The sequence below is a fragment of the Proteus sp. FME41 genome (genome assembly GCF_014897315.1).
Taxonomy (GTDB): domain Bacteria; phylum Pseudomonadota; class Gammaproteobacteria; order Enterobacterales; family Enterobacteriaceae; genus Proteus.
Genome location: NZ_JABUYL010000020.1, coordinates 30,915 through 47,544, shown reverse-complemented (window position 1 = coordinate 47,544; position 16,630 = coordinate 30,915). Strand labels below are relative to the sequence as shown.

General features: G+C 38.0%; 19 protein-coding genes. 13 read left to right on the top strand and 6 right to left on the bottom strand.

Annotation, left to right across the window (positions count from 1 at the left end; genetic code table 11):
• Positions 1-203: 203 nt before the first annotated feature.
• The 7 genes from glpT (at position 204) to INT04_RS15875 (ending at position 5,683) form a co-directional block, all read left to right on the top strand.
• Positions 204-1,556, top strand: a complete 1,353-nt coding sequence (glpT, locus tag INT04_RS15905) for a glycerol-3-phosphate transporter (protein ID WP_193017095.1) — start codon at positions 204-206, stop codon at positions 1,554-1,556.
• 135 nt (positions 1,557-1,691) lie between these two features.
• Positions 1,692-2,771: a glycerophosphodiester phosphodiesterase gene (gene glpQ / locus INT04_RS15900; RefSeq protein ID WP_193017094.1), complete on the top strand. Its 1,080-nt coding sequence runs from the start codon at positions 1,692-1,694 to the stop codon at positions 2,769-2,771.
• 266 nt (positions 2,772-3,037) lie between these two features.
• Positions 3,038-3,595: a LemA family protein gene (locus tag INT04_RS15895; RefSeq protein WP_193017093.1), complete on the top strand. Its 558-nt coding sequence runs from the start codon at positions 3,038-3,040 to the stop codon at positions 3,593-3,595.
• A gap of 36 nt (positions 3,596-3,631) precedes the next feature.
• Positions 3,632-3,838 (top strand): hypothetical protein, encoded by a 207-nt coding sequence (locus tag INT04_RS15890; protein WP_193017091.1) that lies wholly within the window; start codon positions 3,632-3,634, stop codon positions 3,836-3,838.
• Entirely contained in the window at positions 3,816-4,721 is a 906-nt protein-coding gene (locus INT04_RS15885) for a hypothetical protein (protein WP_193017089.1), read from the top strand. Before INT04_RS15890 ends, INT04_RS15885 begins: the two co-directional genes overlap by 23 nt.
• Positions 4,722-4,730: 9 nt before the next feature.
• Complete coding sequence (locus INT04_RS15880; RefSeq protein WP_193017087.1) at positions 4,731-5,273, top strand: LemA family protein; 543 nt, start codon at positions 4,731-4,733, stop codon at positions 5,271-5,273.
• Positions 5,270-5,683: a hypothetical protein gene (locus INT04_RS15875; protein WP_193017085.1), complete on the top strand. Its 414-nt coding sequence runs from the start codon at positions 5,270-5,272 to the stop codon at positions 5,681-5,683. Before INT04_RS15880 ends, INT04_RS15875 begins: the two co-directional genes overlap by 4 nt.
• A gap of 45 nt (positions 5,684-5,728) precedes the next feature.
• Here INT04_RS15875 and epmA read toward each other — a convergent pair whose 3' ends face one another.
• Positions 5,729-6,706, bottom strand: coding sequence for an elongation factor P--(R)-beta-lysine ligase (gene epmA, locus INT04_RS15870; RefSeq protein WP_193017083.1), 978 nt, complete (start codon positions 6,704-6,706; stop codon positions 5,729-5,731).
• Positions 6,707-7,649: 943 nt separating this feature from the next.
• On the opposite strand from epmA, the gene frdA reads away from it, so the two are divergent.
• The 4 genes from frdA to frdD are packed head-to-tail and all read left to right on the top strand — an operon-like array spanning position 7,650 to position 10,957.
• Entirely contained in the window at positions 7,650-9,446 is a 1,797-nt protein-coding gene (gene frdA / locus INT04_RS15865) for a fumarate reductase (quinol) flavoprotein subunit (RefSeq protein ID WP_193017082.1), read from the top strand.
• Positions 9,439-10,176, top strand: coding sequence for a succinate dehydrogenase/fumarate reductase iron-sulfur subunit (locus tag INT04_RS15860; RefSeq protein ID WP_193017080.1), 738 nt, complete (start codon positions 9,439-9,441; stop codon positions 10,174-10,176). The genes frdA and INT04_RS15860 overlap by 8 nt, the downstream gene beginning before the upstream one ends.
• Before the next feature lie 14 nt (positions 10,177-10,190).
• The gene (gene frdC, locus INT04_RS15855; RefSeq protein ID WP_193017079.1) at positions 10,191-10,583 is read left to right on the top strand and encodes a fumarate reductase subunit FrdC; all 393 of its coding nucleotides are present in this window, start codon (positions 10,191-10,193) and stop codon (positions 10,581-10,583) included.
• Positions 10,584-10,597: 14 nt separating this feature from the next.
• Positions 10,598-10,957, top strand: a complete 360-nt coding sequence (gene frdD / locus INT04_RS15850; protein WP_193017077.1) for a fumarate reductase subunit FrdD — start codon at positions 10,598-10,600, stop codon at positions 10,955-10,957.
• 65 nt (positions 10,958-11,022) lie between these two features.
• Here frdD and sugE read toward each other — a convergent pair whose 3' ends face one another.
• The 4 genes from sugE to hydN all read right to left on the bottom strand — a co-directional run bounded on the left by sugE (position 11,023) and on the right by hydN (position 12,739).
• The gene (gene sugE, locus INT04_RS15845) at positions 11,023-11,337 is read right to left on the bottom strand and encodes a quaternary ammonium compound efflux SMR transporter SugE (RefSeq protein ID WP_072069833.1); all 315 of its coding nucleotides are present in this window, start codon (positions 11,335-11,337) and stop codon (positions 11,023-11,025) included.
• Between the two features lie 131 nt (positions 11,338-11,468).
• On the bottom strand, positions 11,469-11,759 hold the full coding sequence (hybG, locus tag INT04_RS15840) for a hydrogenase maturation factor HybG (RefSeq protein WP_193017075.1): 291 nt from the start codon (positions 11,757-11,759) through the stop codon (positions 11,469-11,471).
• An 8-nt stretch (positions 11,760-11,767) separates the two neighbouring features.
• A complete protein-coding gene (gene hypA / locus INT04_RS15835; protein WP_193017073.1) occupies positions 11,768-12,109 on the bottom strand; it encodes a hydrogenase maturation nickel metallochaperone HypA in 342 nt (113 codons plus the stop codon).
• Between the two features lie 72 nt (positions 12,110-12,181).
• Entirely contained in the window at positions 12,182-12,739 is a 558-nt protein-coding gene (gene hydN / locus INT04_RS15830; RefSeq protein WP_193017072.1) for an electron transport protein HydN, read from the bottom strand.
• A gap of 404 nt (positions 12,740-13,143) precedes the next feature.
• Here hydN and INT04_RS15825 point away from each other — a divergent pair, with 404 nt between their 5' ends.
• Positions 13,144-14,757 (top strand): sigma 54-interacting transcriptional regulator, encoded by a 1,614-nt coding sequence (locus INT04_RS15825; RefSeq protein WP_193017070.1) that lies wholly within the window; start codon positions 13,144-13,146, stop codon positions 14,755-14,757.
• A 176-nt stretch (positions 14,758-14,933) separates the two neighbouring features.
• Positions 14,934-15,821: a 2OG-Fe dioxygenase family protein gene (locus INT04_RS15820; RefSeq protein WP_193017069.1), complete on the top strand. Its 888-nt coding sequence runs from the start codon at positions 14,934-14,936 to the stop codon at positions 15,819-15,821.
• A 21-nt stretch (positions 15,822-15,842) separates the two neighbouring features.
• Here the strand turns inward: INT04_RS15820 and INT04_RS15815 are convergent, their stop codons facing one another.
• Entirely contained in the window at positions 15,843-16,619 is a 777-nt protein-coding gene (locus tag INT04_RS15815) for a MurR/RpiR family transcriptional regulator (protein WP_193017067.1), read from the bottom strand.
• Between the last annotated feature and the right edge of the window lie 11 nt (positions 16,620-16,630).

Here is a 16,630-nt window from a genome sequence, read left to right as displayed (position 1 = left end):
ACAGAAAGTATTTCATAAAGTTAACATATCACTCAAAATTGCACATATTGAAAATTTATTCGACAACTGAGTAATACCTCACAGTAAATTTGATTGTATAAGTTTACTATTAAGTTCGTTAAAGAAAATTTTTTGATAACTTCACTGTTCGTTTTGTCATTATTTAATATCAACATATTAAAATAAAGCCATCGGAGGCTAATATGTTAAGTCTGTTTAGACCTGCGCCACATAAAGCGCGCGTACCAGAAGAACAGGTAGATCCACTCTATCGCCGCCTACGCTGGCAGATCTTTATGGGGATTTTCTTCGGCTACGCTGCTTATTATTTAGTAAGAAAAAACTTTGCACTAGCAATGCCTTATCTTGTAGAAGAAGGGTTTTCTAAAGGTGACCTAGGTTTTGCTTTATCAGGGATCTCGATTGCTTATGGTTTCTCTAAGTTTATCATGGGCTCATTCTCTGACCGCGCTAACCCTCGTTATTTCTTACCCGCAGGTCTTATTTTGGCGTCCTTAGTGATGCTATTTATGGGCTTTGTACCATGGGCAACTTCGAGCATTATGGTTATGTTCGTTCTGTTGTTCCTTTGTGGTTGGTTCCAAGGTATGGGCTGGCCTCCTTGTGGACGTACCATGGTTCACTGGTGGTCACAAAAAGAACGTGGCGGTATCGTTTCTATTTGGAACTGTGCGCATAACGTCGGTGGTGGTTTACCTCCATTACTGTTCTTATTGGGTATGGCATGGTTTAACGACTGGAAAGCGGCATTATATATGCCTGCTATCGCGGCTATCTTAGTTGCCATGATTGCTTTCGCGTTAATGCGTGATACACCGCAATCTTGTGGCTTACCTTCTATTGAAGAATATAAAAACGACTACCCACCTGATTATAAAGAAACTGACGAGCAAGAACTGACTGCTAAAGAAATCTTTATGAAGTATGTGTTCCCTAACAAACTTCTGTGGATGATTGCGATTGCGAACGTGTTCGTTTACTTACTGCGCTACGGCGTACTGGATTGGTCACCAACTTATCTGCGTGAAGTAAAACACTTCGCCATGGATAAATCATCATGGGCCTACTTCTTATACGAATACGCGGGTATTCCGGGCACACTGCTGTGTGGTTGGATGTCAGATAAAGTGTTCAAAGGTAACCGTGGTGCGACAGGTGTGTTCTTCATGACCTTAGTCACCATTGCTACTATCGTATTCTGGATGAACCCAGCGGGTAACCCGAATATTGATATGGCATGTATGTTGATTATCGGTTTCTTAATCTACGGTCCTGTGATGTTGATTGGTCTGCATGCCCTTGAGCTTGCACCGAAGAAAGCCGCAGGTACAGCGGCAGGCTTTACTGGCCTCTTCGGTTACTTAGGTGGCTCTGTTGCAGCAAGTGCTATCGTAGGTTACACCGTTGACTACTTCGGCTGGGATGGCGGCTTTATGGTCATGATCGGCGGTAGTGCATTGTCTGTTGTGTTATTACTTATCGTAATGGTTACTGAAACCAAACACAAACGTGAAATGCTTCAGAAATACGAATAATCGTTAACTGGTTATTTATGAAATTGATTAAATCTCATCTCTAAAAAATCAAGCCACATCAGTTTGTTGATGTGGCTTTTTTATTGCCAACTGTACATAACTTTATTGTACGTAGAATTAAAATGGAGCAGCTTTATGAGTACATCTTTTAAAATAAAACCGTTAGTTGCAGGCGTTCTTTTAACTCTATCTTTAAGTGCAATCGCACAAGCGGCAAGTGATAAAGTTGTTATCGCTCACCGTGGTGCAAGTGGTTATTTGCCTGAACATACCCTACCCGCTAAAGCATTAGCATATGCACAAGGTGCAGATTATCTTGAACAAGACTTAGTGATGACAAAAGATAACGAACTGGTTGTCTTGCATGATCACTATCTTGACCGTGTAACAGATGTAGCTGAACGTTACCCAGACAGAGCAAGAAAAGACGGTCGTTATTACGCTATCGACTTTACGCTTGACGAGATCAAAGGGCTAAAATTTACCGAAGGCTTTGATATTGTTGATGGTAAAAAAGTCCAAAGCTACCCAAACCGTTTCCCTATGGGTAAATCTGATTTCCGTGTACACACTTTCCAAGAAGAAATTGAATTTATTCAAGGTTTAAATAAATCAACAGGTCAAGATATTGGTATTTACCCTGAAATTAAAGCGCCTTGGTTCCACGAGCAAGAAGGCAAAGATATCACAACAAAAGTGCTCGAAGTCCTTAAACAGTACGGTTATACACAAAAAACCGATAATGTATATCTGCAATCTTTCGATGCCAACGACCTAAAACGCATCAAAACAGAATTGATGCCAAAAATGGGCATGGACTTAAAACTCGTTCAATTAATTGCTTATACCGACTGGAATGAGACTTACGAAAAACAATCTGATGGCACATGGACAAACTACAGTTATGAGTGGATGTTTAAGCCAGGCGCAATGAAAGAAATTGCCACTTATGCAGATGGCATTGGTCCTGATTACCATATGTTAGTAGAAGAAAACTCAACGCCAGAAAAAATCACCTTAACAGGTATGGCGGCAGATGCTCACGCTAATAAACTCACCATTCATCCATTTACAGTGCGTATTGATAAACTTCCTAAATACGCAAAAGATGGTGATCAGCTTTACGACATCATTTATAACCAAGCGGGTGCAGAAGGTGTCTTTACAGACTTCCCTGATTTAGGGGTTAAGTTCTTACAAAAACAAGCTAAATAACAACTCACATTTTATTTATACTCTAAATAATTCAAGGTGCAGCTAAGCGCCAAGTTAATGAGATACTAGTCACATACATTAGTATGTGACTAGTACGAGTGAACACCGTCAACAACATTTCAACTTGAAGTAGGATATTTGCGCCCTTTCTGATTGTATATTTCTTCATCTTTCTCTAAGTTACTCTAATAATTTAATTAAAAAACCAAAATAACTTTTTAAGTTAGCTATCATCATTTATTAAATATTGAGAAGAAGGGATCACTATGACAATAATGGCTATTATTTTACTTATTCTTATCGTTCTTTTTATTGGTTGGGGAATTTCTATTTATAACCGTCTAATTGCGACTCGAAATCAAGTCGGTAACCAATTTGCGAATATTGACGTTATTTTAAAACAGCGTGCAGACCAAATTCCACAATTAATGACAATAGCTGAAAAAGCAATGGAACACGAAAAAAGTGTTTTTATTGCACTCAGTGATGCAAGACAGCGCTATTTTAAAGCACAAAATATTAATGAAAAAATCAGCGCATCCAATGAGATGAATACTGCACTGCGAGGGATGATTGCGCTTGCTGAAAATTATCCTACGTTAATTTCAGGCGAACAATTAGCATTACTTCAAACCGGTGTTAGTGATGTAGAAAATAAAATTGCTCAACGTCGTGAAGGCTTTAATGATGCTACGACTTACTACAACACCGCAATAGAGATGTTTCCTGATAGCTTAATTGCCGGCCTTTTCCGCTTTGAACGTATGCAATTACTAGAAATACCGAAAGAAGAAATGAAATTTGAAGGTATTCATTTTAAATAACAGTAAGTTAAATAACCGCATTAAGGGTAGATTGCAGTGTTAATTTATTTTTTTATCGGCTGTGCTGTGGGCGCATTAATTTATTTTTTACGCAGTAAACGCGCTCAAAAAAAGAAAAATAACTTGGGTATTGTTCCCTTTTTAGGGATCGCATTTGCTGCTGGAAATTATCTGTTTTTTTCGCGGGGAAATGACCTTTATCCTAGCGGTGAAGACTCTGTTGTTAATCTTATCTGTTGTTAATCTTATCTCCTGTATTGCATTTGCTGTTATTTTGATATTTTCCTATGGCATTTCAAATCATATTGGGAATATTGGTGAAAAGGCGATAAAAAATTATCATCAATTACAAATGGAAGGTGCGTCTAAGTTTTCGGCACTGATTAACACCGTATTTATTAGCCTTTTACTGCTCTGTTTAAGCTTTGGCTTTTTTATTGATCATAGATTGTTCTTTTTAAGTTTCGTTTTAATGTTCGTTTATCAAACTGTCAAAAGAACACCTGAAAAGCGTTTTTTACGTTTTCAAAAAATTCTAGCAACATCTAAAATTCGCTCTTTAGCCATTGGGCTTGTTGAGATTGAAGGCAAGATAACTGCAGGAACAAAATTAACGAGTCGCCTAGGTAAAAAAGAGTGTTATGGTTACTTCTATTATGAATATAACGTATCCACAGACAAAGAGGGCAAGAAAAGTTACCACCAAACACTCTGTGAAAAAAAGATCACCAATTTCACAATGACTGATGATACTGGATCAATTCAAGTTCTCGCAGCAGATACCCCCTTAGTGCATCTAGGCATCGAGCCTCATCAAGATCTTGAATATAATAATAAACGCTTTAAAGAGTACATCTTGGGATCAGACTCAACGTATTTATTAATTGGTAGTGCAGAGTCTATCAATGGTGAAGTGGTTATCACACGTAAAGAACCTCATTACCTGCTAGGCTTATCGCCACAAGATTATGTTGTTCGTTGGAACAAAGCACGCCCTTTACGTCGTAACTCGGCCATCATCGTTATTATTGCTCTTTTTGTTATCTTCTCCATTCTAGTAATACCAATGGATTACCAAAACGGCATACTAACACTTTATTTTAATAACACTTCTTCATCTTGGTAATTGATTAATATGGAATGGCTTATTTTCATCATTTTTATTCTCGCTTTGGTTTATTTTTTAATACGCCAATTAGTGATGATTTATAACAACATGGTGATGCTAAAAAACAATTGCTATAAAGCCTTTGCAAATATTGATGTTATATTAAAAAAACAAGCCGACTTGATCCCCATGCTGATAGTTATTACACAAAAATCAATGGATCATGAGAAAGCTTTATTTGAAAAATTAGCTGAAAATAGAGTTCTCTATTTACATGCAGATGCATTAGATCAAAAAATTGATTTAGCTAATCAGTTATTACCACAAATAAAAAAATCACTCATTATTGTAGAAAAATACCCTGAACTTATCAGTGGAAAAAACTTACACTTATTACAAACGCAAGCGAAAGAATTAGAAGAGTGTATTGCTGACAGACGAGAGTTCTTTAATCAATCTGTCACTCTCTATAATACTGAAATACATATTTTTCCTAATATATTGTTTAAATTGATTTTTAATTTTAAAGATATCCCTCTTTTTTACCCAAATAGGGAGACAACATCATGATAGAAATTCCCTTTTCTTTTTTTGGCATAACAGATTGGTTTCTGAGCTTTAATGAACCTATCTCGATTATTATGTTTGCTACATTTGGAGTATTATTTTCTATGGCGATTATTTTGCCATTAATAAGTATCACTCCTTTAAAAAAATATATGTCACAAATTGCAGGGGGATTATTTAGCTCGATATTTGTCAGCTTAATGGTCTTGATTAGTTTTCATTTAATACTAGGGGTTAATTCTGCATTAAAACTCCTCTTAATCTGGTGGGTTATTTTATTTTCATGTATTACGTATTGGTTTATTAATTATCGCTATATGAAAGATGTAACAGGAAATAAATTTGCAAAGTTTCAAGAAAAAGCCATTGAAGCAGAAGAAAAACGAAGACAAAGCCGAAAATCAAAAAAATAAAAGAGAGCCTCGGCTCTCTTTTTTAATCTTCATCGATAGATGAACTTATGCTCTGTAAACAGGAAAGGCAATCACATCACTAAGACGCTCTACACCAAGCGCCAGCATAATGAGACGATCAACACCTAAAGCTACCCCTGAACATTCAGGTAATCCTGCCTCAAGTGCCGCTAAAAAACGCTCATCAATAGGTTGTTCTGATAATCCCATTGCGACTCGTTGGCGGTTATCACGTTCAAAACGATGGCGTTGTTCTTGTGCATCAGTCAATTCGCGAAATCCATTCGCTAACTCAACACCTTTAAAATAGACCTCAAAACGTTCAGCAACACGGTGATCTTCAGAACTGATTTCAGCCAATGATGCTTGTGATGCAGGGAAATGATAAATAAAGGTGGGTTTTTCTAACCCGATATGTGGCTCAACCCCAGAGACAAAGAGTAATTGAAGCAGTGTATCTTTATCTTCTTCTGTATCAGCAATATTTGATAAATCCAGTTTTGCTGCCACTTCACGTAATTTTTCTTTATCAACGGATAAAGGATCGATATCAAGATAGCGCAAGAATGCTTGTTGATAAGAGAGTGATTCTGATGCTTCACAATCCAAGATTTCTTGTAATAAATCATCGACTTCATTCATCAACCGGTACATATCAAAACAAGGGCGATACCACTCAAGCATCGTAAATTCCGGATTGTGATATCTACCGGCTTCCTCATTACGGAAGCAACGTCCCATTTGATAAATCGGCCCACTGTTTGCCGCTAATAAACGCTTCATGTGGTATTCAGGGCTTGTCATTAAATAAAGCTTAAGCCCTTGTGATGCGCCCGGCCCCACAAATTGGGTTTCAAATGGGGAAAGATGAACATCGGTAACGGTAGCCTGACTCATCATAGGTGTTTCAACTTCTAACACACCACGATCAGCGAAAAAACGCCTAATATTACTGACTATTTTCGCCTTTTTCAGTAAGTTGGCGATTGAGGCGCTTGGCTGCCAATCCGCGATTTCACTCATGAACGAAAAACTCCAACAGAAAACAAAGCGTGCAGTTTACTCGCATCCTACCCAACAGACAAATTTCTCCCTGACAAAGCAGATTTTCATTTTAGGCTAGTTCACAAATTCATCTTATTTTAAGTAAAAACACATAAGTCAAATGAATATAATTCTACAAATCATCTACTTTTTGGCACTTTTTATTGTTTGAATAAACATCAAATTAGTACAACAAATTCGCCCCTTTTTCTTACTTTTTATAATAAAAGTTAATTAGAATAATTCTTTTTCTCAATTAGAAATAACAATAAACTAACACTATTCTTATATTCAAATAGCCATTATCTTCTAAACTTCAAAGTTAATTTTTTATTTAAATTTACGTATTTTGATGAGTATTAAAAACCTTTAGAAATATTATTAATATTTTATTAACAATTAACAAGACAAACCGATTTGTTTTAGATAAATAGTAAAAAAAATATTTTAAATTTCAGGATGTTTTTTTATTAATGCAAATTAACCCTAAGCAAGATAAATTTATTTACTCTTACAAATCAATAAATAATAAAAAAAGATTGTCATTTATAATTAAAACTATCTATACTTTAAAAATTGATTATTCATTACTATTTATAATTTTCAATTTAGAAGAATATATTCTATTTTATCCTCAAGTTTATCTGGGCGCTTATTATAAAAACCCAGAATTCTTGGTGTGGATCACACTTTTTTTGCGAAATACGGGAAAACCATCATTCATATCAAATTTCGGTGCTCTACATTTCGTTATACTAAAATTACAGTCAATGATAATAAAGATGTTATCAAGCGCAGTCACAAGGCAGTGAAACAATTTCGTTACGGATAGCTTAAAAAAATAGCATTACAAATTAATAATGTCAGTGAATTGAATTCTAGACAATTATTCCAATTTTCACTTGAACAATGGAGAAGCGCAGTGCAAACCTTTAATGCCGATATAGCGATAATCGGAGCCGGGGGCGCAGGCTTACGAGCAGCAATAGCTGCAGCGGAAGCGAATCCTCAACTGAAAATTGCTCTGATCTCAAAAGTTTACCCAATGCGTAGCCACACTGTGGCAGCAGAAGGCGGATCAGCAGCAGTGACTCAGGCTCACGACTCCTATGATTTCCACTTCAATGATACCGTTTCTGGCGGTGACTGGTTGTGTGAACAGGATGTCGTAGATTACTTCGTTGAGCATTGTCCAGCCGAGATGACTCAACTAGAACTCTGGGGCTGTCCTTGGAGCCGTAAAGAAGACGGGTCAGTTAACGTCCGCCGTTTTGGTGGGATGAAGATCGAACGGACCTGGTTCGCAGCCGATAAAACCGGCTTCCATATGTTACATACCCTGTTCCAAACATCCTTAAAATATCCACAAATTCAACGCTTCGATGAACACTTTGTTCTCGATATCCTCGTTGATGAAGGTCACGCTCGTGGTCTTGTTGCGATTAATATGATGGAAGGAACGAAAGTTCAAATTCGTGCTAACGCTGTCATTATGGCAACCGGTGGTGCTGGACGTGTTTACCGTTTCAATACCAATGGCGGTATTGTCACTGGTGACGGTATGGGTATTGCTTTACGTCATGGTGTCCCACTGCGTGATATGGAATTTGTTCAATATCACCCAACAGGCTTACCTGGCTCAGGTATCCTGATGACCGAAGGTTGTCGTGGTGAAGGTGGTATTCTGGTCAATAAAGATGGCTATCGTTATCTGCAAGATTACGGCCTAGGACCAGAAACACCATTAGGCAAACCTGAAAATAAATACATGGAATTAGGTCCTCGCGATAAAGTTTCTCAAGCCTTCTGGCATGAGTGGCGCGCCGGCCGTACTATCAAAACTCACCGTGGTGATGTTGTCTATCTTGACTTACGTCATTTAGGTGCGAAAAAACTCCATGAACGTTTGCCATTTATTTGTGAACTGGCTAAAGCGTATGTGGGTGTTGACCCTGTTAATGAACCAATCCCTGTTCGCCCTACAGCTCACTATACAATGGGTGGTATCGAAACTAACCAACAAACTGAAACCCGTATTAAAGGTCTGTTTGCGGTGGGTGAATGTTCATCAGTTGGCTTACACGGTGCGAACCGTTTAGGTTCTAACTCACTGGCTGAACTGGTTGTATTTGGTCGTCTTGCGGGTGAAGAAGCCGTTCGTTGCGCACAAGAAGCTGCACCAGCGAATGCGTCAGTATTAGATGCTCGTACACGTGACATCGAAGAAAACCTGAAAAAACTGATGAACCAAAAAGGTTCTGAAAGTTGGTCACAAATCCGTGATGAAATGGGCGAATCAATGGAAGAAGGTTGCGGTATCTATCGTACACCTGAGTTAATGCAAAAAACCGTTGATAAACTGGCTGAATTAAAAGAACGTTTCAAACGTGTTGAAATTAAAGACACCAGTAGCGTCTTTAATACAGATTTACTCTATAAAATTGAGCTTGGCTTTGGTTTAGATGTCGCTGAATGTATGGCGCATTCTGCAATCAATCGTAAAGAATCTCGTGGTGCACACCAACGTCTTGACGAAGGTTGTACTGAGCGTGATGACGTGAATTTCTTAAAACATACTCTGGCGTTCTATAACCCAGAAGGTGCACCTCGCTTAGAATATAGCGATGTGAAGATCACGAAATCAGCTCCTGCTAAACGTGTCTATGGTGGTGAAGCGACTGCACAAGACAAGCAGAATAAGGAGAAAGCGAATGGCTGATGACATGAAGCACATTAAAATGGAAGTCATGCGCTATAACCCAGAAACGGACGAAGCACCTCATTTCGTTACGTATGATGTTCCTTATGATGAGCAAACCTCATTACTGGATGCATTGGGTTATATTAAAGATAATTTAGCGCCAGATCTTTCCTACCGTTGGTCTTGCCGTATGGCGATTTGTGGCTCTTGCGGCATGATGGTTAACAAAGTCCCTAAATTGGCGTGTAAAACCTTTGTTCGGGAATATCCAAACGGTGTCAGAATTGAAGCGCTAGGTAACTTCCCTGTTGAACGTGACCTTGTTGTCGATATGACTCACTTTATCGAAAGCTTAGAAGCGATTAAACCTTATATCATTGGTAACGATCGTAAGCCTTCAGAAGGTCCGAATAAACAGACTCCTGCTCAAATGGCGAAATACCACCAGTTCTCAGGTTGTATCAACTGTGGTCTTTGCTATGCAGCGTGTCCTCAATTTGGTTTAAACCCAGAGTTTATTGGTCCAGCAGCGATTACGTTAGCACAACGTTACAACACAGATAGTCGCGACCATGGGGCTAAAGAACGTATGCCTCAGTTAAACGGTGAGAACGGTGTCTGGTCTTGTACCTTTGTTGGCTACTGTTCTGAAGTCTGTCCAAAACATGTGGATCCTGCCGCCGCTATTCAGCAGGGTAAAGCAGCCAGTGCGCAAGACTTTGTCATTGCAATGCTGAAACCACGTTAAGGAGGAAACAAGACATGACAACACAACGTAAGCCTTATGTTCGTGGTATGCAGCCAAACTGGTGGACGAAACTGGGATTCTATCGTTTCTATATCACCCGTGAAGGGACCTGTCTTCCACAACTTTGGTTCAGTCTGGTTGTACTGTTTGGTGTATTTGCACTGAAAAATGGACCAGAAAGTTGGGCGGGCTTTGTCGCATTCCTAAGCAACCCAATAGTATTGATTATTAATATCGTGACCTTAGTAGCAACGCTTTTCCATACCGCGACTTGGTTTAAGCTCGCACCTAAAGCTGTGGTTATCGTTGTTAAAGATGAAAAAATGCCTCAAGAACCTATTGTCCGTGGTTTCTGGGCTGTCACTATCGTTGTTACTGCCGCTATTCTGGCAGTGGCGTTAATGTAACCCAGGAGGAAATAATGAATCAGAATCAACTTCCTAAGCGCTCTGATGAACCTATTTTCTGGGGATTATTTGGTGCAGGTGGTATGTGGAGTGCAATTGTATCTCCAGCCGTCATTATCCTGCTCGGTATCCTAATCCCTATGGGTATTGCGCCAGAAGCATTTACTTATGAACGTATCATGGCATTTAGCCAAAGTATCATTGGTCGTCTTTTCTTACTGCTAATGATCATTCTGCCAGTGTGGTGTGCATTACACCGTATTCACCATACTCTGCACGATTTTAAAGTGCATGTACCTGCAAGCAAGTGGGTATTTTATGGTGGTGCAGCCATTATCAGCGTTATCGCGATTATTGGTGTAGTTACGCTATAACTCATAGATACGTAAGATAAAAAGCCACTCAATTGAGTGGCTTTTTTATGGAAAACTGATGATAATCAACTCGCTAATTTCAGCCCGATAATACCGAAAATAATCATCGCTAAGCTCAGTAAACGATAGATATTTGCGGACTCACCAAAGACCAAAATACCAAAGATTGCGGTACCCACTGCACCAATACCAGTCCAAATTGCATAAGCAGTACCCGCAGGCAAACCTTTCATGGCGTAAGATAACATTCCCATGCTCACAACCATGGCACTAATGGTGATAATACTCGGGGTTAGGCGTGTAAAACCGTGGGTATACTTAAGGCCGACAGCCCACACAATTTCTAATAAACCTGCAACAAAAAGAATAATCCAAGACATAACTTCCCCTACTCGATAAGCTGGGGTCGTCCCCTGAATACAAAGACAAAAAGCTGGGTCGTCCCAGCTTTTGAAAGATGAAGATAGAGTATAAGAAAAAGGAATTAATCATGCAATAGCACAAAATTAACTCAATTTTTTGAGGGCGCGCCCTCTTCACCATAAAGAAAAGCGGAGACATCATCTTCCACTTCGCCCATCGCCATCAAGGCATCCAGTGTTTCTTTTGCTTCTTCTTCATTGATAATACTCATGGCGAAGCCAACATGCACAAGCACCCATTTGCCTATCATAGTATGTGGCTCACCTTCACAAACGAGCGCAATATTCACTTCACGTTTAACGCCACAAACATCAACCATTGCGTTTTCAGTGATTGTCTTTCCAACTTCGACAACCTGACCTGGGATACCAAGGCACATAACAACCCCTATTCGATCTCTATTTGCTTCACTCGCATTGCATCATCATTCTCAACACGCAGATTTTGGCTACCACAAGAAGGACAACCCGCATTAAATGTTGAAATAGTCACAACTTGGTGACAATCCCAACACCATGCCTTAGCGGGGATAATCTCAATATGTAACTCACAACCTTGTGCAAGAGTGTCTCGGCAGACAATATCAAAGCAAAATTCCAGCGCACTCACTTCAACACAAGATAATGCGCCAATTTCCAACCATACGCTTTTTACTTTTTGTGCATTATTTAATTTCGCTTGTGAATCTATTATCTCAAATGCGCTTTGACAAAGCGTGATTTCATGCATGTTGATACCTTATTGAAGCAGGATAAATAATAGCAACTATAGTATCAGTACAACGTTGCTTTATTATTGATCTTAGAACAACAATTCAGCACCGGTTTCAAAAGCGGCTTTGCGACGACGTTCTTTCACCATCTCGTCAAGCGCATCTCTATCGATACACACTAAAGCATGCGTTGGGCAAACTTCGATACACGCAGGACCTGCTTCTCGGTGATGACATAAGTCACATTTATTCGCTTCTGCCTTAAATGCATCGATAGTATTAAGCGCCGTTAATTTACGCATAATAGGGCGAGAAACAACTTCCATGGTGCCGTAAGGACAAGCCAGGACACAAGTTTTACAGCCGATACACTTTTCCTGATCGACATAGTAATAATCTTTATTATGAATAATAGCGCCATTGGGACACACATTGGCACAAGGGGCATCTTCACATTGGTGACAAACAACCGCAGTACTAATTGAAAATCCTTTAACAACATGAATACGAGGTTGGAAATTTTGCTCATTAATTTGGTCGATGGCTAAGTTGTCTTGCTCTGCTTGCTGATGCGAAACAACGCAAGCCACTTCACAAGTATGGCAACCAATACATTTTTTAGGGTCTGCAATGATGAAACGGTTCATCATATTCTCCTGATGTTTGTTATATATAGCCGTTATATATGGCGATAAATGCAACTAATTATTCTAATTAAGAGTAATAATTAGGGTATCAATAGAATGAATCTAGCACGGTTCATGCCAATATATTTTTGAGGTAACTATTCCTTATTTTTCAATTAAATAATTTTCAAATAAAAATGATTATTAATTAATAAACCAGTCACTTCGTCAAATTATTCGACACTTTTGACGATAATATAAACCCCTATATATTTTATTATATATCGATTTGATAAGTTTATATTTTTAAGTTTTATTACAGATACAAAAATAGCGGGTTGGATCAAAAATGGTTCAGTCATTGATATAAATTTATTATAAACCTACTACAATATAGCTAATTTTTTAGGGCAATCGGTGGTGTCATGAAATTAAGCAGTAACAATGCTGAAACTATGGAGAGCCTTCGTAATGAGCGTAACCAATATCGAATACTGGTTGATATCACTAATTCTGTATTAGCTCACCTAGACATGGATGGTCTTATTTCTGAAGTCTCTAAAGAAATACATCGTTTTTTTGGACTAAACCATATTAGTCTAATGTTATGCCGTACCTCATCACAAAATAGTCATGAAGGTATTCTTTATTCTAGCCGTTATCAGACTGGAAAATCGGTCATTCGCCAACAACGTAAGTTTAGTAGCGCGAATAACAAAGCAGAAGAAATTATTAACCAAAATAAACCAGTCTTAATTGATATTAATAAAGAAGATCAAGACGATATTTTGATTAAGCGTCTAGTTAAGCAAAATATGCAGACGGCTTTGTTATTGCCACTGGCTTTTAATCATAAGCCCTTAGGATTATTAATCTTAGCGCATGAATTAGGGAGTGTTTTTACCAACGACACTTGCCAATTGCTACAGCAAGTTGCAGCGCGTATTGGTATCGCCATTGAAAATGCGGCGGCTTATGAAGAGATAACACACTTAAAAGACAGTTTAAAAAATGAGAATATTTGGCTAAATGAGCAAATAGATAAAAATGCATGCTTTAGTGAGATTATTTATCAAAGCGATGCCATGCATAACGTGCTTGAACAAATTGAATTAGTGGCACAAAGCGACAGTACTGTGCTTATTTTAGGTGAAACGGGTACAGGTAAAGAATTAATTGCGCGTGCAATCCATCGTTTAAGTCAGCGAAAAAGTAAATCGATGATAAAAATGAACTGTGCGGCAGTGCCTTCTGGCCTGTTAGAAAGTGATCTCTTTGGTCATGATAAAGGCGCATTTACAGGGGCAACTAATACGCATATTGGTCGATTTGAAATGGCAGATAAAAGTACGCTATTTCTAGATGAAATTGGTGATATGCCGATTGAATTACAACCTAAACTGCTTCGTGTTCTTCAAGAGCGAGAAATAGAAAGATTGGGTGGCAATAAAGTGATCCCAGTTGATGTCAGGCTGATTGCTGCAACCAATAAAGATCTCCATAATTTAACGGATGAAGGTGAATTTAGAGAAGACCTGTATTATCGTCTTAATGTTTTTCCTATTATTATTCCGCCATTAAGAGAACGACCTGAAGATATTCCACTTTTGGTCAAACATTTTACGCAAAAAATTGCACGTAGAATGGATAGAAAAATAGATTGTATTCCTGCCAATGCACTGGAACAACTAACACTGTATCCCTGGCCGGGCAATGTCCGTGAGCTTGAAAATATTATTGAACGCGCTGTTATTTTAACGCGAGGTTCAACATTAAACCTTCAATTGAAAGAGCTTCATATTTGTAAACCCTCTCGTTTAAAGCAGGTCCTTTCTCAACCTTCATCGATTGAAAAGCGCATGCAGACTAATGCGCCAGAGAGTGATGATGAGGAGCGAGAAAGGATAATTCAAGCGTTAAGAGAAACCAACGGTGTGGTTGCTGGTGCCAGAGGCGCAGCATTAAAATTGGGTTTAAAAAGAACCACGTTATTATCACGGATGCAACGCCTCGGTATTTCAATTCCAGAAATACTTTAATTCCGAAATAATTTCTTCTTCAATTATTTAAAAAGAGTGTAATTAATTTATTACACTCTTTTTTTTATGAATTTGAAACATATTAATCTCTCTCTATAATCTAGTTAATTATAATTAATTAGTTATTTCTCTAATTAATTATTAATAATATAAACCATCAATGGAGCATATTATATATGAATAGCCTGCTTATAAATAATATTAATGAAATAAAAAAAGAGTACAAAAATAATAAATATGTTTTTATTCCCCAAAATGTTGTTATTAATTTAATAAAACAATTAGGTGCTGAAGAAAAAGATATTAATACACTGATAGAATACGGCGATTATTTAGCCCAAGATCCCACGCTTTCGTTTCGTCACTCCCGAACAGGACGCTACCTTTTTGATAATGACATAGAAACCATCTCCAGATTAGAGTATCAACCTTTTGTTCTTACTGAGGAAGATGGATTTATTCGTGAAGACAGTGGTGCGCAAAGACATTTTAGAGCACTCGATGATCGCTGGCAGAGCAATACCGCCTATCAAGCCTTATTAAAATTAAAAATGCTATTAATTCAAGGTAATACATTTACTTCTCGCCATTTAACAGATCAAAAATCGCCAAAGTCAATATCGACTGTTTTTCATTTAAGACTAATTGCTCAACCAGATTCTTTAAGCGAACTTTCAATTGAAGGAGTGCATAAGGATGGCGTTGACCACACCATGATTGTGATGATGAGTAAGTATAATGTTAAGGATAATACGGGTGCATTACGTGTTCATTCACCACAAGAAGCTATAGGAACACCTTGGCAAGACATTAACCCTGAAAATGTGCTTTATGAACACAATAATGCGCAATATCTTGATATTTTATTAATTGCAGATAATGAATTAAATCATAGCGGTACGCCTATTTTTACTCATGATAATAAAAATCAGGCTTACCAAGATTTTATCGTTTTATTATCTCGTTATCCCACTGTTGATGCTCACCCATTACATCAATTCGACTCAATGAATACACACCCTGATTTACCCTTAACGCTTTATTTAAATCAGTCTGTTGCTTAGTCATAAAGCGTTATACATAAATTAAAATCGTTGAGCTCGGCTAAGTAACAAATCAATAATCAAGACAAGGTTTGATTCAAAAGACGAGCTTTCGATAGTGTCACAATGATAATTTACTGCATCGTCATAAATGGGGAAATGAATATCCGTAAGTTCGGCCAACGGATTGGCACTTGCGCGAGTAAAGGCAACAATCTTCATACCAATACTTTTTGCTATTCTCGCCTTTTCAACAACTTGTTCTGTCTCTCCACTGCGCGATATCGCAATAAAAACCGTATAGCGTGATGCATTATTAATAAAGATATTCTTACTGTCACTGAGTCCAGAAAGAAAAGCATCTTTACCAATCAATTGTAACCGCTTACTGATATATTCTGAAAATATATGAGAAAACCCCGCACCATAAATAAAAAAAGAATTTTTACTGTTAATAAGATCGACAAATGCTTGTTTGCGTTCATCTGAAATCAACGTAAACGTTTTTAAGTAGTTTGCTAAAAACTGATCAAAAAGAGGCTCTGCCGTTTGCGTGTCATCACTTTTTAAGTGATGTGTCTGTTCCGCTGTCGATAACAATTGTTTGCAGTAATAAATCAACTCACTATAGCCAGAAAAACCTAATTTCTGACAAAGACGCATAATGGTTGTTGTTGAAACAAAATTCACCTGCGCAAGTGCTCTGATTGTAAGCTTTCCAACTTGTGTCGGGTTATCAATTAAATAAGAGAGAATACGATATTCTGCGCGTGTTAATTCTGTGGCTCTTGAGAGTAAAGATGATAATCGTGCCGACATACCGGGTACCT